Origin of the sequence: Dactylosporangium maewongense (genome assembly GCF_039531485.1) — a bacterium.
GTDB lineage: Bacteria > Actinomycetota > Actinomycetes > Mycobacteriales > Micromonosporaceae > Dactylosporangium > Dactylosporangium maewongense.
Genome location: NZ_BAAAQD010000006.1, coordinates 422,711 through 443,378, shown reverse-complemented (window position 1 = coordinate 443,378; position 20,668 = coordinate 422,711). Strand labels below are relative to the sequence as shown.

21 protein-coding genes and 1 tRNA gene are annotated in these 20,668 nt (G+C 71.2%); 14 read left to right on the top strand and 8 right to left on the bottom strand.

What is annotated here, in order from left to right; all coding sequences use genetic code 11:
- Window positions 1–370: 370 nt before the first annotated feature.
- Together ABD332_RS18490 and ABD332_RS18485 are read right to left on the bottom strand one after the other, a co-directional pair.
- The gene (locus ABD332_RS18490) at window positions 371–604 is read right to left on the bottom strand and encodes a DUF7455 domain-containing protein (RefSeq protein ID WP_344503192.1); all 234 of its coding nucleotides are present in this window, start codon (window positions 602–604) and stop codon (window positions 371–373) included.
- A gap of 295 nt (window positions 605–899) precedes the next feature.
- Window positions 900–2,546 (bottom strand): RNA polymerase sigma factor, encoded by a 1,647-nt coding sequence (locus ABD332_RS18485; RefSeq protein ID WP_344503191.1) that lies wholly within the window; start codon window positions 2,544–2,546, stop codon window positions 900–902.
- Between the two features lie 251 nt (window positions 2,547–2,797).
- Between ABD332_RS18485 and ABD332_RS18480 the strand changes: the two genes are divergently transcribed.
- Window positions 2,798–3,595 carry an inositol monophosphatase family protein gene (locus tag ABD332_RS18480; protein WP_344503190.1) on the top strand — a complete coding sequence of 266 codons (798 nt, stop codon included), beginning with the start codon at window positions 2,798–2,800 and terminating at the stop codon, window positions 3,593–3,595.
- Between the two features lie 40 nt (window positions 3,596–3,635).
- Here ABD332_RS18480 and ABD332_RS18475 read toward each other — a convergent pair whose 3' ends face one another.
- Entirely contained in the window at window positions 3,636–4,172 is a 537-nt protein-coding gene (locus tag ABD332_RS18475) for a LytR C-terminal domain-containing protein (protein WP_344503189.1), read from the bottom strand.
- A 357-nt stretch (window positions 4,173–4,529) separates the two neighbouring features.
- On the opposite strand from ABD332_RS18475, the gene ABD332_RS18470 reads away from it, so the two are divergent.
- Both ABD332_RS18470 and ABD332_RS18465 read left to right on the top strand, forming a co-directional pair.
- Window positions 4,530–4,826 carry a DUF4193 domain-containing protein gene (locus tag ABD332_RS18470; protein WP_344503188.1) on the top strand — a complete coding sequence of 99 codons (297 nt, stop codon included), beginning with the start codon at window positions 4,530–4,532 and terminating at the stop codon, window positions 4,824–4,826.
- A 79-nt stretch (window positions 4,827–4,905) separates the two neighbouring features.
- The gene (locus tag ABD332_RS18465) at window positions 4,906–5,703 is read left to right on the top strand and encodes a hypothetical protein (RefSeq protein WP_344503187.1); all 798 of its coding nucleotides are present in this window, start codon (window positions 4,906–4,908) and stop codon (window positions 5,701–5,703) included.
- Here the strand turns inward: ABD332_RS18465 and ABD332_RS18460 are convergent.
- Window positions 5,690–6,130: a DUF3093 domain-containing protein gene (locus ABD332_RS18460; protein ID WP_344503186.1), complete on the bottom strand. Its 441-nt coding sequence runs from the start codon at window positions 6,128–6,130 to the stop codon at window positions 5,690–5,692. The genes ABD332_RS18465 and ABD332_RS18460 overlap by 14 nt on opposite strands.
- Window positions 6,131–6,181: 51 nt before the next feature.
- Between ABD332_RS18460 and dut the strand changes: the two genes are divergently transcribed.
- From dut to ABD332_RS18440, 4 genes are all read left to right on the top strand, one after another.
- Window positions 6,182–6,643, top strand: a complete 462-nt coding sequence (gene dut, locus ABD332_RS18455) for a dUTP diphosphatase (RefSeq protein ID WP_344503185.1) — start codon at window positions 6,182–6,184, stop codon at window positions 6,641–6,643.
- On the top strand, window positions 6,640–7,407 hold the full coding sequence (locus ABD332_RS18450) for a DUF3710 domain-containing protein (RefSeq protein ID WP_425552229.1): 768 nt from the start codon (window positions 6,640–6,642) through the stop codon (window positions 7,405–7,407). Before dut ends, ABD332_RS18450 begins: the two co-directional genes overlap by 4 nt.
- Before the next feature lie 63 nt (window positions 7,408–7,470).
- A complete protein-coding gene (locus ABD332_RS18445) occupies window positions 7,471–7,878 on the top strand; it encodes an OB-fold nucleic acid binding domain-containing protein (protein WP_344503184.1) in 408 nt (135 codons plus the stop codon).
- A gap of 6 nt (window positions 7,879–7,884) precedes the next feature.
- Window positions 7,885–8,604 carry a DUF3159 domain-containing protein gene (locus ABD332_RS18440; protein ID WP_344503183.1) on the top strand — a complete coding sequence of 240 codons (720 nt, stop codon included), beginning with the start codon at window positions 7,885–7,887 and terminating at the stop codon, window positions 8,602–8,604.
- A gap of 69 nt (window positions 8,605–8,673) precedes the next feature.
- On the opposite strand, the gene ABD332_RS18435 is transcribed toward ABD332_RS18440, so the two are convergent.
- Entirely contained in the window at window positions 8,674–9,384 is a 711-nt protein-coding gene (locus tag ABD332_RS18435) for a potassium channel family protein (RefSeq protein WP_344503251.1), read from the bottom strand.
- On the bottom strand, window positions 9,381–10,046 hold the full coding sequence (locus ABD332_RS18430; RefSeq protein ID WP_344503182.1) for a potassium channel family protein: 666 nt from the start codon (window positions 10,044–10,046) through the stop codon (window positions 9,381–9,383). The genes ABD332_RS18435 and ABD332_RS18430 overlap by 4 nt, the downstream gene beginning before the upstream one ends.
- A gap of 97 nt (window positions 10,047–10,143) precedes the next feature.
- Between ABD332_RS18430 and ABD332_RS18425 the strand changes: the two genes are divergently transcribed.
- Both ABD332_RS18425 and ABD332_RS18420 read left to right on the top strand, forming a co-directional pair.
- Window positions 10,144–12,153 (top strand): APC family permease, encoded by a 2,010-nt coding sequence (locus ABD332_RS18425; protein ID WP_344503181.1) that lies wholly within the window; start codon window positions 10,144–10,146, stop codon window positions 12,151–12,153.
- 8 nt (window positions 12,154–12,161) lie between these two features.
- The gene (locus ABD332_RS18420; RefSeq protein WP_344503180.1) at window positions 12,162–13,325 is read left to right on the top strand and encodes a class I SAM-dependent RNA methyltransferase; all 1,164 of its coding nucleotides are present in this window, start codon (window positions 12,162–12,164) and stop codon (window positions 13,323–13,325) included.
- A 7-nt stretch (window positions 13,326–13,332) separates the two neighbouring features.
- On the opposite strand, the gene ABD332_RS18415 is transcribed toward ABD332_RS18420, so the two are convergent.
- Together ABD332_RS18415 and ABD332_RS18410 are read right to left on the bottom strand one after the other, a co-directional pair.
- Window positions 13,333–14,874 carry a TROVE domain-containing protein gene (locus ABD332_RS18415; protein WP_344503179.1) on the bottom strand — a complete coding sequence of 514 codons (1,542 nt, stop codon included), beginning with the start codon at window positions 14,872–14,874 and terminating at the stop codon, window positions 13,333–13,335.
- Window positions 14,875–14,986: 112 nt separating this feature from the next.
- Window positions 14,987–15,054 (bottom strand) — tRNA-Ser (locus ABD332_RS18410).
- 88 nt (window positions 15,055–15,142) lie between these two features.
- Between ABD332_RS18410 and ABD332_RS18405 the strand changes: the two genes are divergently transcribed.
- The 5 genes from ABD332_RS18405 (at window position 15,143) to ABD332_RS18385 (ending at window position 20,620) form a co-directional block, all read left to right on the top strand.
- Window positions 15,143–15,925, top strand: a complete 783-nt coding sequence (locus tag ABD332_RS18405) for an RNA ligase family protein (RefSeq protein ID WP_344503178.1) — start codon at window positions 15,143–15,145, stop codon at window positions 15,923–15,925.
- A gap of 47 nt (window positions 15,926–15,972) precedes the next feature.
- The gene (aroD, locus tag ABD332_RS18400) at window positions 15,973–16,698 is read left to right on the top strand and encodes a type I 3-dehydroquinate dehydratase (protein ID WP_344503177.1); all 726 of its coding nucleotides are present in this window, start codon (window positions 15,973–15,975) and stop codon (window positions 16,696–16,698) included.
- Between the two features lie 227 nt (window positions 16,699–16,925).
- Complete coding sequence (locus ABD332_RS18395) at window positions 16,926–17,195, top strand: hypothetical protein (RefSeq protein WP_344503176.1); 270 nt, start codon at window positions 16,926–16,928, stop codon at window positions 17,193–17,195.
- A gap of 496 nt (window positions 17,196–17,691) precedes the next feature.
- On the top strand, window positions 17,692–19,338 hold the full coding sequence (locus tag ABD332_RS18390) for a hypothetical protein (RefSeq protein ID WP_344503175.1): 1,647 nt from the start codon (window positions 17,692–17,694) through the stop codon (window positions 19,336–19,338).
- A 31-nt stretch (window positions 19,339–19,369) separates the two neighbouring features.
- Complete coding sequence (locus ABD332_RS18385) at window positions 19,370–20,620, top strand: ABC transporter substrate-binding protein (RefSeq protein ID WP_344503174.1); 1,251 nt, start codon at window positions 19,370–19,372, stop codon at window positions 20,618–20,620.
- Window positions 20,621–20,668: the final 48 nt, after the last annotated feature.

The following is a 20,668-nucleotide window of genomic DNA, read 5'->3' as shown; positions in this document are numbered from 1 at the left end:
CCGGGAAGAGCCTGCCGTCGGCGAGGGCGAGAGAGTGCGCGGCGTCAGAAGGAGCGGCCAGCCCGAGTCAGGTAGGGGCGGCGCGACCGACGGGAGAGTGCGCAGTCGTCAGAAGAAACGTCGCGGCCGGGCGAGAGGTGTGCGTGACTGTCGGGAGGAGGGGCGCCGCTGGTGAGAGCACGCGTGAGTACCCGAAGGGGGGCGGTCGCCGGTACGAGCGTGGTCACCGGAAGGAACGCGTGGTCGCCCGGTGAGCGGGTGGTCGGCGGGCGAGCGCGCGGGGGTCAGGTGAGCGCCGGGAACGGGGCCGGGCCTGGAGATGGCCGTAGGGCGCCCGGGATGCCGGGACGCCCTACGTGCGCGGTATTGGTCAGCTGGCCGTGATCTCGGTGCCGCGCCACGTGAAGTCTGGGGCGACGGCCACCTCCACCGCGATCTTGACCAGTTGGTCGGCGTACTTGTTTGCGTGATGTCCACAGAAGATCAGGTCGCCGCCTTCGGCGAGCCGAACTCGTAGTTTGCCTGCCGCGCTGCAGCGGTCGCACCGTTCCTCGGCGGCTGGGGGCGCTGCCGTCTCCGGCGGCGGCGTGAGGGTCGGGGTCATCGCCTTCCTCCTCTGATCGTCACCGACGAACGCTTCCTTGCGTCGTTCACAGATGGTTCAACACCGTGTTGCCCGACATCGTTCCCACCTCGCGTGCGGGACCGATGTCACATTTCTGTCGTGCCCGCGGGAGCCGGAACTGCAACACCCGCTACGTGCTTCCTATCGCGCCACGGCGGCGATCACAAGTGGGTTGAGGCGGCGGCGCCCCTCCCTCATGCCCTCGGTGACCGGAAACACACCCGGGCTGCCCCAAAAGGGACAGCCCGGGTTCGCGCACAGCGGAATGCGAGGATCAGTCGAGGTAGTCGCGCAGGACCTGCGAACGCGACGGGTGGCGCAGCTTCGACATGGTCTTCGACTCGATCTGGCGGATGCGCTCGCGGGTCACGCCGTAGACCTGGCCGATCTCATCGAGGGTCCGCGGCTGGCCGTCGGTGAGGCCGAACCGCAGCCGCACCACGCCCGCCTCCCGCTCCGAGAGGGTCTGCAGCACCTGCTGGAGCTGGTCCTGCAGGAGCGAGAAGGACACCGCGTCGACCGCGACGACCGCCTCGGAGTCCTCGATGAAGTCGCCGAGCTGGCTGTCGCCCTCGTCGCCGATGGTCTGGTCGAGGGAGATGGGCTCACGCGCGTACTGCTGGATCTCCAGCACCTTCTCCGGCGTGATGTCCATCTCCTTGGCCAGCTCCTCCGGGGTGGGCTCGCGGCCCAGGTCCTGGAGCAGCTCGCGCTGGATGCGGCCGAGCTTGTTGATCACTTCGACCATGTGCACCGGGATGCGGATGGTGCGGGCCTGGTCGGCCATGGCGCGGGTGATGGCCTGCCGGATCCACCAGGTGGCGTACGTGGAGAACTTGTAGCCCTTGGTGTAGTCGAACTTCTCGACGGCGCGGATGAGGCCGAGGTTGCCCTCCTGGATGAGGTCCAGGAAGGCCATGCCGCGGCCCGTGTACCGCTTCGCGAGCGAGACGACCAGACGCAGGTTGGCCTCGAGCAGGTGGTTCTTGGCGCGCTCGCCGTCGCGGGAGATCCACATGAAGTCGCGGCTGGCCGGCATGACCATCGGCTCGCCCGCGTCCTCGGCGGCCCGCAGCCGCTCGGCCGCGTAGAGGCCCGCCTCGATCCGCTTGGCCAGCTCGACCTCCTGCTCGGCGTTCAGCAGGGGGACCTTGCCGATCTGCTTCAGGTAGGCACGGACCGAGTCGGCCGACGCCGTCAGCTCCGCGTCGCGGCGGGCCTGCTTGAGCGCCTCGGACTCCTCGTCGTCCCACGCGAAGTCGTCGTCGGTCGCGGTGGCCTCGGCGTCGGCCTCGACGGCCTTCACGACCTCGACCGGCTCCTCGACGACCACGTCCTCGATCTCCGCCGCGAGCTCGGCGTCGTCGATCTCCTCGAGCTCCGGCTCCTCGCCGGCGCCCTTCGGGGCGGCCGGGTCGGCGTCGCCGGGGACGGCCTTCTTGACGGGCCCGGCGGCCTTCTTCGCCGGCACCGCCTTCTTGGCCGGCGCGGCCTTCGCCGGAGCGGTCGCTGCCGCGACCGGGGCGGCCTTCTTGGCGGGAGCTGCTGGTGTCGGTGCCTTCTTCACGGGCGCCCTCTCCACCCCCGAATCCGGTGTGGACTCGACGGCTGTCAGCGGCTTGGCGACCGGCGCCTTGCGCGCGGGTGCGGCCTTGGCGGTGGCCGCCTTGGATGCAGGGGTCGCGGACCGTGCCGCCGCGACCCGGCGCCGCCCGTTGGCGGAGTCGTCGACGACGACGGTGACTCCCGCCTCGGCGAGACTCCTGAGCAGCTTCTTGGCGTGTGCGGGGGTCACATCTGCGGTGTCGACCGCCTGCGCGACCTCCGCCGACGTGAGGTGGCCGCCATTGGCGGCCGCACGCGCGATCAGCGAGTCGGCGAGCGAGCGTACGTCGACGCTGGGCTGGTGAGCTGCTGTCACGAACGACCTTCCGGTGCGATGAGCGAGCGACGGCCGGTGCGGCCGAGTTCGCGCACGGCGCGGCCGTGCTGAGTGGGCCTGGGTGCTTTTGGTGGCGCCCGTGTGCCGTGCGTCCGGGGCGGATTCACGAGCGACAGCGGGCAGCGCGTGAATTGTAACGCTCTCTCGCCCCAACATCCCGCCTAGCGGGCCTAGACGCCACGTTGTGACCGAACGGATGGGCGGATCAGGGCCCTGACAGGATGGGTCGTATGGATCGCGGACACGAACTGCTGGCCCTCGCGGTGCCCATCGCCCGGGAGGCTGCGGCCCTCGCCCGGGCCATGCGCGCCGCCGGCGTGGACCCCGTGGCGACCAAGTCCACGCTCACCGACGTGGTCACGGCCGCCGACCAGGCGGTCGAGCGGCAGGTCCGGGAGGCCATCCGGCACGCCCGGCCGGGCGACGCCGTGCTGGGCGAGGAGTACGGGGACTCTCAACAGGCGAGCGCGGTGCGCTGGATCCTCGACCCGATCGACGGCACCGTGAACTACCTCTACGACCTGCCGCAGTACGCTGTCTCGCTCGCCGCGGAGGTCGACGGCGTCGTGGTGGCGGGGGTGGTCATCAACGCCGCGACCGGTCGCGAGTGGACCGCGGTGCTCGGCGGCGGCTCCCACGCCGACGGCCGGCGGCTGTCCGGCTCCCGGCAGACCGATCTCCGTCAGGCGCTCGTCGGCACCGGCTTCGGGTACGCCGCCGACCGCCGCCTCCACCAGGCGGCCGTGCTCGCCGGTCTGATCGGCGACATCCGCGACGTGCGTCGCCTCGGGGCCGCCGCGATCGACCTGTGCCTGGCCGCGGAGGGCAGCCTCGACGCGTACTACGAGAAGGGCCTCAACGCCTGGGACCACGCCGCCGGTGGCCTGGTCGCCGCGGAGGCGGGTCTGCTCGTGACGGGCCTGGCGGGCGCCGTGCCCGGCCCGGACATGGTGGTGGCCGCCCCGCCGGCGCTGCACAAGGCCCTCCACGACCGCCTGGTGGAGCTGGACGCGGACAAGGGCCCCTGAGAAGGCAACTGAGAAGGCACTGAGAGGCCCTGAGGAGCCGCTAGGCCTCGGCGCAGGTGCCCTCGGGCAGCTCGGGGTTGCCCAGCGCGCCGATCGACTGCTTGACCTCGGTCACCGTCGGCAGCTGCTGGAACTTCGCGCCCAGGATGACGTCGACCTTGTCGTCCTGCCGGTTCTTGTCGAACTCGTCCTCGGACTTGTCGAGGAAATACGCCCGGACGAGCCACGCGGCGCCGACGGCCTTCGGGCCGAAGCGGAGGACCGCGACCTTCGTCTCGGGCTTCTTCACCGCCGGGTTGGGCGCCGCGTTCTGCACCGTGGCCTTGAACCCTCGGCTGGCGAAGTCATTGGTGATCTCGCCGGCCAGGCCGGGCTTCGAGGTCGCGTTGAAGACGTTGAGGTTGACCTGCTTCTCCTCGGGCAACCTGTTGTTGACCATCACCGCGTCCTGCGCGCATTCGTTGGCCGATACCGGACCGGTCTGGCGGTCCTTGATCAACGCGATGGTCACGAACACCGCCGCGGTGACCACGAGCAGCCCAACCAGGGCCAGTGCCCTTACCCGCGCGAAACTCATGGCCGTGTTATCTCCCCGCCCCAGAGCGACTCCGTCACCAGATAGACGCTCTGGCTGCCGGGAAGGTTAGCGCCTGTCGGAGATCCATGTTGAAGTCCCCACCCGGCATACCGCAAAGTTCCTACTCGCCGTTGCGGGATGACTCCCCACGGAAACCGTCAGGTGGAGGTAAGGTCGCATCCGCTGAGCCCGGCGGGCAACTTGTCGGGACGACGTTGTGTCGCATGGGTCACATTGGGAACAAGTTTCCGCGAGTGGGCGTACAACAAACGCACGAGGGCGGTAAGGTACGCCGCCCGTTGGACGTTACACCGGGCGCGACACCTACGGGCGAATGAATTGGGAGTGTGAACACCGATGGCCACCGACTACGACGCGCCGCGTCGCGACGAGGTCGACCTGGGGGAGGACAGCCTCGAAGAGCTGAAGTCCCGCCGGACCGATGCGCAGTCGGCGATCGTCGACGTGGACGAGACCGACCTGGGAGAGACGTTCGAGCTTCCCGGCGCCGACCTCGCCGACGAGGACATGACGGTCAAGGTCCTGCCGATGCAGGCCGACGAGTTCCGCTGCTCGCGCTGTTTCCTGGTGCACCACCGCAGCCAGCTCGCCGCCGAGCGCAACGGGGAGCTGATCTGCCGGGAGTGCGCCTGACCGCAAGTTGATCACGCGGATCTGGCGAAGGCGTGCTTGAGTCGTAGGCGGCACCGTTTCACACCTGCGGAGGTAGACGATGGCCCAGCCCGACGAGCTCGCCGAGAACCAGCCCGTGGAGGGCACCCAGGGCGAGGCGGCAGACGAGGCCGAGCTGTCAGCCGCCGTGACGGCCCTGACCGACGAAGGCGTCGAGCAGAAGGAGCGCCGGCGCCTGCTCGGCCGGCTGGTGCGCCTCGAGATCCGCGAGCGGGGCGTCAAGGACCTGTTCCGGCCGAAGAAGGCGATCGCCTGGATCACGGACAGCGTGACGAGGGTCGCACCGCACATTCCCGTGCGCGACCTGGACACACTGGTCGCGCACCACGGAGGGCTGACCGGCGACGCGCTCGCCGAGCGGCTCATCCGCAACGCGTCCCGGGTCACCGCCGGCATCGGCGCCGCGGGCGGCGGCGTGGCCGCCGTCGAGTGGGCCGTGACGCCCAGCCTGCTGTCCGCGCCGGTCCTGCTGGCCGCGGAGACGGTCGCGGTGGTCGCCGTGGAGATGAAGCTGATCGGCGAGCTGCACGCCGTCTACGGCCGCCCGGTGGAGGGCACCGGCGCCGAGCGCGCCGTGGTGCTGGTCCAGGCCTGGGCGGAGCGCCGTGGCGTCAACCCGCTGCGGGTCGGCGGCAGCGTCGCGGCCGCCATGGGCACCGCGCTGCGCAAGGAGCTGCGTGACCGGCTGCTCAAGCGCTTCGGGCGCAACCTGAGCACCCTGGGGCCGTTCCTGACCGGGGCGGCCGTCGGCGGGTTCCTCAACCGTCGCGCGACCATGTCCCTCGGCGCCGACATCAAGAAGGATCTGCAGCCGGGCCGGAAGGTCATCGAGGGCTGAGCGCCGCCGCGAGCTTCTCCGGGTGGCGGGTGCTGATCAGCCAGTACGGCGTGGGATCGGCGTCGTCCGCGACGTCGACGCGGACCGCACCGGCGACCCACGGCCGCTGGATCACGAACGCCTCCGGGTCCGCGTAGGGCCCCAGCAGGTCGCGCTTGTCCGCGGCCGACAGCGCCGTCACCTCACCGATGTATCGCAGCGGGATGTGCGCGTCGTCGACCCGCAGCTCGCCGTTGGACACCTCGACACGGATGCGGCCCAGCCGCCACAGCCCCACGGTGGCCAGCGGCAGCAGCACCACGTACGGGATCCAGGTCGCCAGGCCGGGCGCGCCGAGCTTGACCTCGGCCGCGAGGAGCGCTGCGACCGCCACCGCGGGCAGCCAGAGCCACCACGCGACGGTGAGACGCTCACGGTACGAAGTCACGTGTGCGAGGGTACGTGTCCGGAGCCCGGGGGCACCCGGCAGGATGGAGGCATGACGGTGGAGGTTCACGTCCGGCGGCTCGACCCCGAGCTGCCGCTGCCGGCGTACGCGCACCCCGGCGACGCCGGCGCCGACCTGGTCGCGGCCTGTGACCTCGACCTCGCACCCGGGGAGCGGGCGCTGGTCCCCACGGGGATCGCCATCGCCCTGCCCGACGGTTACGTCGGGCTCGTCCACCCGAGGTCGGGTCTCGCGCACCGCCTCGGTGTGACGGTGCTCAACGCGCCGGGCACCATCGACGCGGGGTACCGCGGGGAGATCCTGGTGAACCTGGTCAATCACGATCGGGTGATCACGGCAAAAATCAGCCGGGGTGACCGGATTGCCCAGCTTGTGGTCCAGCGCGTGGAGCGGGCACACTTCCACGGCGTCGACCATCTTCCCGATACTGTGCGCGGAGCCGGCGGTCACGGATCAACCGGTGGTCATGCTGAACTGGAGGCAGAGCAGTGATCTTCTCGCGCAAGAGCGGGAGCGGGCGGCACGCGAAGGACGACACCCGCGCGGGCGGTGCCCGCAGGCTCGAGGAGGAGCTGGGCCTGGTCGACGACGACCCTGAGGAGCCCGTCGCGTCCAAGGCCGACCGGCCCGAAGGCCCGTACGACATCACCGAGGCGCCCGCCGGCATCCCCCAGCTCGACCTGGGTGCGCTCAAGGTGCCCGCGGTCGACGACGTGGAGGTCCGCGTACAGGCGGACAACGAGGGCAAGATCCAGCAGATCGTGCTCGTCAACAACGACAGCGCGCTGCAGCTCGGGGTCTTCGCCGCACCGCGCAGCGAGGGCATCTGGGACGAGGTCCGCGGCGAGATCCGCAAGCAGTTGTTCGCCGACGGCGTCGCGGCCGAGGACGCCGACGGCGAGTGGGGCACCGAGCTGCGCGCCCGCGTCCGTACCCCCGACGGCCTGACGGACATCCGCTTCGTCGGCATCGACGGCCCCCGCTGGCTCGTGCGTGCGGTCTTCCAGGGCCCCGCCGCCGTCGACCCGGGTGTCGCGCCGCCGCTGGTGGCGTGCCTGCGCAACCTGGTGGTCGACCGGGGTCACGAGGCCATGCCGGTCCGCGAGCCGCTCCCGCTGCACCTGCCGAAGGAGGTCGCCGAGGCGACCGCCAACGACGGCTCGGCCGAGGTCGCGCTCACCGACGCGGCCAACGGTGCCGATGAGGCAAACGGGGCGGACCGCAGAAAGCCGTCACCGAGGCCCCGGCGCAAATAACACCCGTGAGCTGTACCGTCGTAGTGGGTGTCATGTCTGGCCGAGGAGGGTGGCACCGACGTCATGACCACGGACAGTGAGAAAGTCGTCGATCCGTCCGTCGAGCAGGCGCGCGGGCTGCGGAAGTTCTTCCGCCGCCTCACCGCCAGCGAGGCGGAGCTCGACGCCGAAGAGCTGCAACGCGACGCCAAGCAGTGCGGCAGCATGCCCGCGCTCGCCTGCGTCCGCGGTCAGGTCGTGAGCCTGAAGGGCCGGTTGCGCACGGTGGTCTACACCCCGCGCACCAACCTGCCCACCCTCGAGGCGGAGCTGTTCGACGGCAGTGACCTGGTGACCCTGGTCTTCCTGGGCCGCCGGCACATCGCGGGCATCGAGCCGGGTCGAGCGATCACGGCGAGGGGGCGCATCGCGGTCCGCGACGGCCGTAAGGTGCTCTACAACCCGTATTACGAGCTCGACACACCCAGATGAGGCCGGATGCAACCAGGTAAGACCGCGGAGACCGACCCCGACGAGGAAGCCCCGCTGCCCCCGTTCTCGGTGCAGATGTCCGAGCAGCTGGGCGGCGTGCGCGGCCTCATCGAGTCGAGCATCCCGATCACGCTCTTCATCGTGGTCAACTTCCTGGGCGACCACTTCGGCTGGTGGTCGCTGCGGACCTCCCTGATCGTCGCGGTCGCCGCCGCGCTCTCCATGGCCGTCTACCGGCTCAGCCGCCGCGAGTCGGTCCGCCACGCGGTCAACGGCGTCGTCGGCATCGCGATCGGCGCGTACCTGGCCTGGAAGAGCGGCGACGCCAAGGACATCTACCTGCCGGGCATGGCCCTCACCGCCGCGTACGCGGTCGGCATGCTGGCCTCCGTCGCCTTCCGCCGCCCGCTGGTCGGGTGGCTCTGGTCCGTCATGCTCGACAAGGGCGGCAACCGCTGGCGCGAGAACCCCCGCCTGCGCCGCTCCTTCGCCTGGCTCACCGTCCTCTGGGCCGTCGTCTACCTGGCGAAGCTCGGCGTGCAGATCCAGCTCTGGCGCGCCGGCGACGCGGACCTGCTCGGCGTCGCCCGCCTGGCGCTCGGCTGGCCGCCGTACGCCCTGCTGGCCGCCCTGACCGTCTGGCAGGCCCGCCGCATCATCCGCGCCTCCGAACCCGAGCCCGACCGGCCTGAGCCCGCCCGCCCGGAGGTCCGCCCCGCCGACTGACAGCGTTTTCCGTGATCCGGAAGAGTTTGTGTCGCTATGGCAGCACAAAGTCTTCCGGATCATGAGAGGTCAGAAGAACTGAGGGCCGCGCTTCTTGCGGGTGTTCTCGACCGAGTCGGCGCCGAGGATGACGGCGCGGACCGCGTCCTCCATCTCCGACGTGACGACGAACACCAGCTCGTCGCCGGCCTCCAGCGGGTCGTCGGGGGTCGGGACGAGGACGCGCTTGCCGCGCAGGATGGCGACCAGCGCGGAGTCGTGCGGCAGCGGCACCTCGCGCACCGGGTGGCCGACGTACGGCGCGGTCTCCGGCAGCGTGATCTCCACCAGGTTGGCCTCGGACTGGCGGAAGGTCATCAGCCTGACCAGGTCGCCGACGGAGACGGCCTCCTCGACGAGGGCGGCCATGAGGCGGGGCTTGCTGACGGAGACGTCGACGCCCCACTGCTCGTTGAAGAGCCACTCGTTCTCGGCGCGGTTGATGCGGGCGACCACCCGCGGCACCGCGAACTCGGTCTTGGCCAGCAGCGAGACGACCAGGTTGACCTTGTCGTCGCCGGTGGCGGCGACGACCACGTCGCAGGAGGAGAGGTCGGCCTCCTGCAGCGAGGACAGCTCGCACGCGTCGGCGAGGATCCACTCGGCGGCGGGGACCCGCTCGGGGCGGACCATGCGCGGCACCCGCTCGATGAGCATGACCTGGTGGCCGTTGTCGACCAGCTCGGTGGCGATGGAGCGGCCGACGTTGCCGGCACCGGCGATGGCGATCCGCATGATCAGTGTCCCCCTTCGGGTGCGGAGCCGGTGACCTTCGTCACGGATGCGATCATCTCGTCGGTCACGAGCATGAAGGCGAGGTCGCCGTCCTGGATCACGGTCGACGAGGTCGGGAGCATGGCGAGGCCGAAGCGCATCAGGTACGCGAGCCGGGTGCCGCTGCGGGCCTCCAGGTCGCCGACCGAGTGGCCGATCCAGTCGGGGTGCATCGGGATCTCCATGATGGAGACCGTGCTGGTCGGGTCGCGCCAGATCTCGACGTTGCCCTCGGGGACCAGGTGGCGCAGCATGCGGTCCGCCGTCCACCGGACGGTGGCGACGGTCGGGATGCCGAGCCGCTCGTACACCTCGGCGCGCTTCGGGTCGTAGATGCGGGCGACGACCCGCTCGACGCCGAAGGTCTCGCGGGCGACCCGGGCGGAGATGATGTTGGAGTTGTCGCCGGAGGAGACGGCGGCGAAGGCGTCGGCGCGCTCGATGCCCGCGGACAGCAGCACGTCGCGGTCGAAGCCGACGCCGGTGACGGTCGCGCCGGTGAAGTCCCCGCCCAGGCGACGGAAGGCGTCGGCGTCGGAGTCGATCACCGCGACCGAGTGGCCGCGCTGCTCGAGGCTGATCGCGAGGGTCGAGCCCACGCGTCCGCACCCCATGATCACCACGTGCACGTAACGCCTCCGATGTGTGCGGCTCTCGTGTTGAGGATGCCATGCGCGGGTCGGACCGGTGTATCCGGCAGGCGCGCGACCCGTACGCTTAGCGGTCGTGGCCAGTTCCACCTCCCTGATGAAGCGGCTGCTCCTGGGCCGACCGTTCCGCTCGGACCGGCTGAAACACACGCTGCTGCCCAAGCGCATCGCCCTCCCGGTCTTCGCCTCCGACGCGCTGTCGTCGGTCGCGTACGCGCCGGACGAGATCCTGCTGACGCTGTCGATCGCGGGTGCGACCTCGCTGCTGGTGTCGCCGTGGATCGGCCTGGCCGTCGCTGTGGTGATGCTCACGGTCGTGGCGAGCTACCGGCAGAACGTGCACGCGTACCCGTCCGGTGGTGGCGACTACGAGGTGGCGTCGGTCAACCTCGGCCCGCGGTTCGGCGTCGCGGTCGCCAGCGCGCTGCTCGTCGACTACGTGCTGACCGTCGCCGTGTCGACCGCGTCCGGCGTGGCGAACCTCGGGTCGGTGCTGCCGTGGGTCGCCACCCACAAGGTCGCCATCGCGATCATCGCGATCGCCCTACTGACCGCGCTCAACCTGCGCGGCATCCGCGAGTCGGGCAGCGCGTTCGCGATCCCGACCTACGGGTTCATGATCGTGATGATCGGCATGATCCTCACGGGCTTCTTCAAGATCTTCATCCTGGGTGACGATCTGCGGGCGCCGAGCGCCGGGCTGCAGATCGCGGCCGAGCAGGTGCACCTCAACCAGTGGGCGATGGCGTTCCTGCTGCTGCGGACCTTCTCGTCCGGCTGTGCCGCGCTCACCGGTGTCGAGGCGATCTCCAACGGCGTGCCCGCGTTCAAGGAGCCGAAGAGCAAGAACGCGGCGACCACGCTGCTGCTGCTCGGCAGCATCTCGATCACGATGCTGCTCGGCATCATCCTGCTGGCCCGCAAGACCGGCCTGCAGTTCGTCGAGGACCCCGCCCGACAGATCATCGGCGGCCCGCACGACTACGTGCAGAAGACGGTCACCACCCAGCTCGGCGAGACGGTCTTCGGGTCCGGCTCGATCATGCTGTACGTCGTCGCCGTCATCACCGCGCTGATCCTGTTCCTCGCCGCCAACACCGCCTTCAACGGCTTCCCCGTGCTCGGCTCGATCCTCGCCCAGGACCGCTACCTGCCACGCCAGCTGCACACCCGCGGCGACCGGCTCGCCTTCTCCAACGGCATCATCCTGCTGGCGCTCGCCGCGATGGTGCTCATCATCGGGTTCCAGGGCGAGGTCACGCGGCTGATCCAGCTGTACATCGTGGGCGTGTTCGTGTCGTTCACGCTGTCGCAGGCCGGCATGATCCGGCACTGGAACCGGCTGCTGCGCACCGTCCGCGACAAGAGCACCAGGTCCCGCATGATCCGGTCCCGGACGATCAACATGATCGGCCTGAGCATGACCGGCGCCGTGCTCGTCGTCGTGCTCATCACGAAGTTCCTGCTCGGCGCGTACATCGCCATCATCGCGATGATCGTCATCTACTTCCTGATGGTCGGCATCAAGAAGCACTACGACACGGTCGCCCGCGAGCTGACCCCGTCGGAGGACCGTCCCGTCCTGCCGTCGCGCAACCACGCGGTCGTCCTCGTCAGCAAGGTGCACCGCCCGACGCTGCGGGCCGTCGCCTACGCGCAGGCCACCCGGCCCGACTCGCTCACCGCGCTGACCGTCAACGTCGACGACCACGACACCCGGGCGCTGCAGGCCGAGTGGGAGCGCCGCGGCATCCCGGCGCCGCTGACGGTCGTCGACAGCCCGTACCGCGAGATCACCCGCCCCATCCTGGACTTCGTGCGGTCGAAGCGGCGCGACTCGCCCCGCGACGTGGTCACCGTCTTCATCCCCGAGTACGTGGTCGGGCGCTGGTGGGAGCACCTGCTGCACAACCAGAGCGCGCTGCGGCTGAAGGGGCGCCTGCTCTTCGAGCCCGGCGTCATGGTGACCAGCGTGCCCTGGCAGCTGAGCTCCATCGACGACGTCGACATCGCCAAGCTCGACGCCGCGTTCACGCGCGGGCCGCAGCGAGGCCCACGCCGTACACAGGAAACCCCCCCTGAATGAGCGACTGGATGACACTGCTGGAGCTCGAAGTCGGCTCGGTCGCCCACGGCGGGCACTGCGTGGCCAGGCACGACGGCCGGGTGATCTTCGTCCGGCACGCGCTGCCGGGGGAGCGGGTCCTCGCGCGGATCACCGACGAACGCAAGGGCTTCCTGCGCGCCGACGCCGTCGAGATCCTGCTGCCGTCGCCGGACCGCGTCATCCCGCCGTGCCCGTTCTCCGGCCCCGGGGCCTGCGGCGGCTGCGACTGGCAGCACGCCGACCCCGCCGCCCAGCGCCGCCTGAAGTCCCAGGTCCTCGGTGAGCAGCTGGCGCGACTCGCCGGTGTTTCCGCGTCGGTACCGGTGGAGGCCCTCCCCGGTGGCGCGCTCGGCTGGCGCACCCGGGTCCAGTACGCCGTCGACGACGAGGGGCGGGCCGGGTTTCACCGGCACCGGTCGAGCGAGGTCATCCCCGTCGACCGCTGCCGGATCGCGCACCCGGCGATCCAGGCGCTGCCCGTCACCACCCGCCGCTGGCCTCCCGGCTCGACCGTCGAGGCCGTCGCGGCGTCCGGCGGCGAGACCGCGGTGCTGACCCGGGCCGGGCGCAGCGGCGCGCTCACCGGACCGCCCGTCCGCGTCCGCGAGGTCGCCGCCGGGCACGACTGGAGCGTCGACGCCGGCGGCTTCTGGCAGGTGCACCCGCACGCCGTCGCCGCCTTCACCGGCGCCGTGCTGGAGATGCTGCGGCCGGCGGAGGGGGAGCGGGCCTGGGACCTGTACGGCGGGGTCGGCCTCTTCGCCGCCACCCTCGCCCCGCACTGCGGCCCGGTCACCGTCGTCGAGGGCGACCGGCGGGCCGTCGCCGCGGGCCGCAAGGCGCTGCGCTCGGTGGCCAACATCCGGTTCGTCAACGACGACGTGGCGGCGGCGATCGGCAACCCGCGCTGGCGCAGCGTCGACCTGGTCGTGCTGGACCCGCCCCGGGCGGGTGCGGGCCGCGAGGTGGTCACGGCCGTCGCGGCCAGGTCACCGCGCGCCATCGCCTATGTCGCGTGCGACCCGGCCGCGTTCGCCCGCGATGCCGGTCTGCTGCTGGGCCTCGGGTATCAGCTGCCGGAGATCCGTGCCTTCGACAGCTTCCCGATGACCCAGCACTTCGAGACGATCGGGCTCTTCACCCGGACCTAGCCGTTGTTCAGAACGGCCATGTCCCGCGCTCGCCGGCCTCCAGCAGGGGGATCATGCCGAAGCCCGCGTCGGTGAGGCTGCCGAACGTCCAGCGGTTGCGCTCCTGCGGGGTGTGGCCCATGCGGTATCCGGCGAGGTTCCACGTGAACAGCGGCGTGCCCGCCGGCAGCGACGTCGACACGTCACCGTCGAACGACGCCTGCTCGTCGGTCAGGATCACCACCCGGTCCTGCTTGCGGTAGTGCTCCCGCACCGCCGAGGCCGTGTCGGTACCGCCGTTGTGGAAGTGCCCCTTCGCCTTGAACCGGTCGATGCCGCGCAGCAGCGACTCGCCCGGTTCGACCGGGAACACGGTGGTCCGGGTCGAGAACGACACGACCTTCGCCCGCTCGCACCGCAGCGCCAGCGCCAACCCGAAGATCACCGCCGCGTCCCACCGCATGAGCGTGCCGTCCTTGGAGAACACCGAGTGCATCGAGCCCGACGTGTCGATCAGGATCAGCGTGTCACCGGGCAGGAACGGGATGCTCGCCAGGCTCTGGTTCAACGCCCGCTCCAGCGCCCACGCCCACCGCAGCGACGGCGCCGCCCGGTACGCCGACAGGAACCGCATCGGCAGCTGCCGCGACCGCGCCACCTCGCCCGGATCCGCCAGCTTCGCCGCGACCTGCCCCGCGACCGCGTCCGACACCCCGACCTGGTCGAAGTTCCGCAGGTTCCGGAGCAGGGCCATGTACCCCATCGACGGGATGAGGGCTTCCCACAGGCGGTTCTTCGGCAGCCGGGAGCCGCCCAGCGACAGCGCGTCCTCCCAGGTCATGCCGGCGGCGCGCAGGCGCCCCGCGTCGAGCAGCACGGACGGGTCCCCGGCCGCGTCGGCCCGCAGGCGGGCGTTGGCGGCGATCATCGGGAGCGACTCGGCCACGCGCGGCTCGGGCCGGTTGTGCCGGCGGTCGAGCGCGAACGTGAACAGGTCGCCCTGTGCCGGGCCGGCCGGGGCCGGGTGGGTCAGGTCGAGCACGTCGGCGAACCGGAACGCGTGGCTGGCGGTGTCGTACTTGAGCAGGTTGCGCTCCGTGTACAGCCGCTTCGCCGCGTCGGCGACGCCACGCTTCACCGGCTTCGGCACCGACCGGCCGTAGCGCGACGCCCAGTACGCGAGGAGCTCACCCGGCTCGTCGGCGCGCTGCAGCACGTCGGCGACGACCTGCCGGTGCTCGCCGGTGCCGTTGACCAGGCCGGCGGCGAGACGGGCGCGGACGTACTCGGCGGCGCCGACCAGCGACGCGGAGCGCAGGTTCGCCCCGCCGCGCAGCCAGCGCAGGAACCGGGCGGTCCACTCCGGGTGGCGCACGGCGGCGGCGCCGACGAGCTCGCGGTAGCGCTGGTCGCGGTCGCCGGCCGACTCGTAGAACGTCTGCTCGCCGACCATGTTGGCGACGGCGAGCAGGAACAGCTCCGACCGCAGGTCGCGCGAGTAGCCCGGGCCTCCCTGGTAGGTGACCCCGTCGGGGCGCCGCTTCGTCTGCTGCGAGTTGAACTTGGCCATGAGGAATCACCGTCCCTTTGCGGAAAAAGACAGAGATGTCCCGTCGTGGTGACCCGAGATCCAGGCGGCGCCGGCACAAAGTGCTCTGTCCGCTGAGCTACACCCCGATGAGCCGGGGCGGCAGGATTCGAACCTGCGACCTCTCGATTAACAGTCGAAGTATCCGGTGCCTGCGCACCGGGTCACCACGGCGGGACATCTTGTGCCGGGAACCGTAGCAGCGGTTAATCGCGTGCCGCGCCGTATTTTCCTGCCCGATGATGTGGCGATGTTCGATGTCCGTGCCGTCGATCTGCGGCTGCTCAACTCGCTGACGAAGTACCCGTCGATTCCGACGTACCACACCCTGGATCCCCGCAACGGGGGTCTGACCTCCCCTGCCACGGTGTTTCCCGGCGACGTCATCGCGACGGAGAAGGTCGACGGGACCAACAGCCGGATCGTCCTGCTGCCCGACGGCTCGTACCTCATCGGATCGCGCGAGGAGCTCCTGTACGCGAAGGGCGACCTCATCGGTAACCCTGCCCTCGGCATCGTGGGGCAGCTGAAGCCGGTCGCCGCGGGTCTGCCGGCCGGGGACGGGATCCGTGTCTATTTCCTGGAGCTCTACGGCGGCAAGGTCGGCGGGGCGGCCAGGCAGTACACGAGCGACTCCACGCTCTTCGGCTGGCGGCTCTTCGACGTGGTCGACCTGCCTGACTGGTCCACGCCGCTGTCGCTTTCCTCCGCCGCTGTGTCCGCGTGGCGAGAGGCCGGCGGGCAGCCGTTCGTGCCGGAGTCCACGCTGGCCGCGCTCGCTGCCGCCGCGGGGCTCTCGCTCACGCCGCGGCTGTGGCACCGGGCCGGCTCGGCGCTGCCGCCGGGGATCGCGGAGATGCAGGAGCTGCTGACCGACTCGCTGCCGGCGACGCTGGTGGGGCTCGACGGTGCGCCGGGCCGGGCCGAGGGGATCGTGCTGCGCGCGCCCGACCGGTCGGTGATCGCGAAGGCCCGCTTCCAGGACTACGAGCGGACCCTGCGCCGGCGGGGATCTGTCGTACCGCGCACGTAGACTCCCCCTGTCGCTTCGCTTGAGGCGGACGGTGGGGGGAGTGCTGCATGGCAACGCTGCGGGAGCGGCTCGCCGAAGAGGTGCCGCTGGTCGCGGTCAGCTTCGGCGACGAGGACGCCGGGCGGGACGCGGCGCAGGCCCGTGACCTGCGCGTCGACGTCGCCGAGCTGCGCGTCGACTGGTTTGCCTCGACCGACCCCGAGCACGCGCTGCGCCAGGTCCGGCCGTTCGCCGGCATGCCGACGCTCGCCACGATCCGCTCGAAGGACGAGGGTGGCTACTGGGCGGGCGACGAGCCCTCGCGCCTGCGGCTCTACGAGACCCTCATGCCCGAGGTCGACGCCGTCGACGTGGAGCTGGCCTCCACCGAGATCCGCGCCGGTGTCGTCGCCGCCGCCCGCTCCCACGGCACGGTGGTCGTGCTGTCGCACCACGACTTCACGGCCACCCCGGCCGCGGCGCGCCTGGACGAGCTCGCCGAGGAGGGCTTCGCCGCCGGCGCCGACCTGGTCAAGATCAGCACCATGGCCCAGGGCCCCGACGACCTGCGCACCCTCACCGACTTCACCCTCCGCCATCACCACCGCGGCGTGATCGCCATCGGCATGGGCCCCGAGGGCGCCGCTTCCCGGCTCATGCTGCCCGTCCTGGGCTCGCGGATCACCTATTCGTTCATCGGCGGCCGTCCCGCCCCCGGCCAGCTGCCCTTCGAGGAGACGGTGCGGCTGCTGGAGCTGTTCTCGCCCCGCTTCGCCGACCGGCGTGCCGCATGACCGAGCCGGCCGACCCTCAGCGCCCGTCCCAGCCTTCCTCGCCGGATCCTGCGGCATCGCCGGAGTCTCCACTGTCGGCCGGGTCGTCAGACGCGGCCGGGGCCGGGGAGTCTGGTGCTGCGGCGCCCGGGGGTTCGCCGCTCGGGGCCGCGGGAGCCGGGGCGGGTGGCGGCGAGGGCCGGCCGCGACGGGATCAGTGGCGGCCGGTGCGTCGGACGGTGGCACAGGTGACGATCGCGTTCACCGTGCTGTTCCTCGTGCCGCTGATCAGGCTGGTCCTGGGGCTCGACTCCGGTGGGCCGAAGGTCGAGCGGAGCCCTGCCGCCTGGACCGTCTGGATGGCGAGCCTGACGGTGATGGTCGTGGGCGCGCTCGTCGCGGTGAAGGCGCTGCGGACCGACGACAGGAGCACCGAGGTCAAGCTGTCGTGGTGGTGCGGCGGCTTATGGCTCGTCGGCTTCGTGCTGACGATCGTCTACTCAGGCATGCTCGGCTGACCGAGCCCGGAGTTCGCCGGTCACGGTTGGTCCGCTGACAAGGCCAGCGAGCCGCCGGTCACGGTTGGCCAGGCGGCGGTTGTCGCGCGGGGATGGGTGGCTGGTCGAGCGGCGGTTTGATCGATTGGTTGGTCGATCGGGCGGTGGGGTTGTTGCCTGGGGTAGGTGCTGGTCGGGCAGTGGGTCGCCGGTCGGGGTTGGTCGGGCGGTGGGGTTCGCTCCGAGTGGGTGGCTGATTGGGCTGCGGGTTTGCTGGTCGGGGTTGGTCGGGGTTGGTCGGGCGGCGGATTTGCTCGGGGCGGGGTGACTGGTCGGGCAGCGGGTTTGTTTGGCGGGGGTTGGTCGGCTGGGCGGGCGGTGACTGGGCGGTGGGGTTCTCCGGGGATGGTCGGCTGGTCGGGCAGTCGGTTTGGCGCCTGGTGGGGCGGCGGGGTGTGCGGCGGGGCCCTATCTTCTGTGTCGTGCCGCATGGCGCAGTCCGCGATACGGAGGAACCATGACCCAGCCGCCCGGGCCCGACGAGTCCACGGGACCGGCCCAGCCGTCCGAGCCGGTGCCGCCGGTGGATTCCGGGCAGCCGCGCACCGTTCCGCTGCCGGGGGAGTCCGGCCCGGAGGCTGAGGGTGTCGCTCCTTCTGTGCCGGGTGCGGTTGCCGGGGAGACCGGCTCGGCCGGTGCCGCGTCGGCGGACGGCGGCGAGGCCGGCGCCGGAGATGGTGCGCGGATCAGGCCGCCCGTCCCCGCGGCGCAGGAGCACGGGGCGGGCGCGTACGGGCAGCCCGGCCATCCGGGTCAGCCGCAGCAGCCCGGGCAGCCCGGCCATCTAGGACAGTCGCCGTATCCGGGGCAGCCCGGCTATCAGGGGCAGCCGCCGTACCCCGGGCAGCCCGGCTACCAAGGGCAGCCGCCGTATCCGGGGCAGCCGTACTACCCGGGGCAGGCGCCGTATCCAGGGCAGGCGCCTTATCCGGGGCAGGGGCAGTTCGGTTACCCGGGGCAGCCTGGTGCGTATGGGGCGCCGCAGTATCCGGCTGGGGGGAATGACCAGTCGCAGGGGTACGGGGGTGTGTACGACCCGGCGCAGGCGTACGCGATCTATCAGATGATGCCCGTCGCGGGGGTGATCGGTGAGGGTGACCCGCTGGTCAGTCCCGACTTCGCGGGCTGGTGGCGGCGCAGTATGGCGATCCTGCGGCGGGGCTGGGACAAGCTCGCGTTGCTGCAGATCATCGGGTTGGTGGTGATGCTGGCGTACAGCGTGGCGCTGTCGATGGTGAGCCTGGACGTGTCGGACGATCTGAGCCAGACGGACCCGGTCACGGGGGCGCCGGTCCCGTCGGATCCCGGGCAGTTGTTCGCGGCGTTGGGGCTGATCCTGCTCGGGTCGTTCGTCGGGGTGTTCGTCTCGTTCGTGGTGTCGATCGCGTCCAACCATGTGGCGGTGACGATCGCGGCGGGGCTGCGGCCGCGGCTCGGTGCGGCGCTGCTGCTCGCGGCGCGGCGGGTGTTTCCGCTGCTGGGGTGGCAGATGCTGGCGGGGCTGATCATCTGCGTCGGGTTCTGTGCGTGCTTCCTGCCGGCGATCTACCTCGCCGCGGTGTTCACGCTGTTGCCGGCGGTGGTGACGTTCGAGCGGGGCGCGTCGGCGATCTCCCGCTGCTTCAAGCTGTTCCACCAGGATCTCGGGGCCTCGATCAGCCGGATCGCGACGGCGCTCGCGCTCGGGTTCGCCGCCGCGTTCGTCGGGGCCATCGTCGGCATCATCGTCCAGGGTGGGACCGGCGGGGCGTCGTCGCTCTCGCTGGAGCCGGTGAGGGTCACCGGGGCCGACGGGAAGATCGTGCTCGGGATGGTGCTCGCCTCCGTCGTGTCGGAGGTGATCGCCCGGGCGGGTGCGGTGGTGACGGCGCCGATGTCGCTGGCGACGTACGCGGACATGCGGGCCAGGGTCGAAGGGCTGAGCACGGCGACGCTGGCGAACGAGATCGGCCTGGCACCCGAGGCCGCCCAGTACAACGGCCAGCATCCGGGCCAGCACCCGGGCCAGCACCCGGGCCAGCATCCGGAGCAGCCGCCGGTGCCCGTACAGGAGCAGCAGCCGGGACAGGGGTCGGACCAGGACTGGATGCCGCCGAACCGCTGACGAGGCCGCAAACGGCGAAGATACTGAAAAAGTGGGATTTAGCCGGAGAACGCTGCTCGTCGCCGGCGGGCTGACCGTCCTCGGGCTGCCCGGCTGCGCGGTCAGCGGGGACGAGATCGGCGACGACGGGTCGGGCAAGGTCGAGGTGTTCTCGTGGTGGGCGGGGCCCGGCGAGAAGGAAGGGCTGGAGGCGCTCGTCGCCGACTTCCGCCGGGTCAACCCCGGGGTCGAGTTCGACAACGCCGCCGTCGCGGGCGGGGCGGGCACGGTCGCCCGGACCGTGCTCGCGACCCGGCTGGAGAACGACGACCCGCCCGACTCCTACCAGGCGCACGCCGGTCTCGAGCTCGACAACGACGTCGCGGCCGGCTACCTCGAGGACGTCCGCTACCTGTACGACCAGCAGCGCTGGCGCGAGCGACTGCCGAAGGGCCTGGTCGAGGCGCTGACGTTCGACGGCAAGATCTACTCGGTGCCGGTGAACATCCACCGCGCCAACCTGCTCTGGCACAACCCGGCGGTGCTGAAGGCGCACGGCCTGACGCCGCCGATCAGCTGGTCGCAGTTCCTGAGCCAGGCGGCCGTGCTGCGGGGCAAGGGCGTCCTGCCGCTGTCGATCGGACCCACCTGGACGCAGAAGCACCTGCTCGAGTGCGTGCTGCTCGGCGAGCTCGGCGCCGACGGGTACACCGGACTCTGGAGCGGCGCGACGGACTGGAAGAGCGCGCCGGTGCAGGAGGCGTTGACGCTGTTCGTGCGGGTCCTCGACCAGTCCGACGTCGCGACCGCCGCCGGGGACTGGCAGCCGGCGCTGGACAAGGTCGTCGCCGGCACCGCCGCCTACAACGTGATGGGGGACTGGGCCGACGCGTACCTGCGGACCAAGGGCCTCGCGTTCCAGCAGGGCTACTCGGTGGTGGCGAGCCCCGGCTCGGAGAAGGTGTACGACTTCCTGTCCGACTCGTTCACGCTGCCGCGCGGGGCGCCGCACCGGCGGGCCGCCGAGCAGTGGCTGATCGAGTGCGGCTCGGTCAGCGGGCAGGACGCGTTCAACCCGCAGAAGGGGTCCGTGCCGGCGCGGCTCGACGCCGACAAGGCGAAGTACACCGGCTATCTCGCGCAGGCGATCGCCGAGTGGACCGACAGCTCCACCCGGGTGGTGGGGTCGCTCACGCACGGTGTCGTCGCCGGGACGAAGCGCAGCGCGGCGATCGACGCGGCCCTGACGCTGTTCGTGCAGGACAGGGACACCGTGAGGTTCGCCGCGGCGGCAAGTGGTTGAAGCCGTGTGCGACAGCCGGTGACCAGGTAACGAGCATGTGTGGAAGCT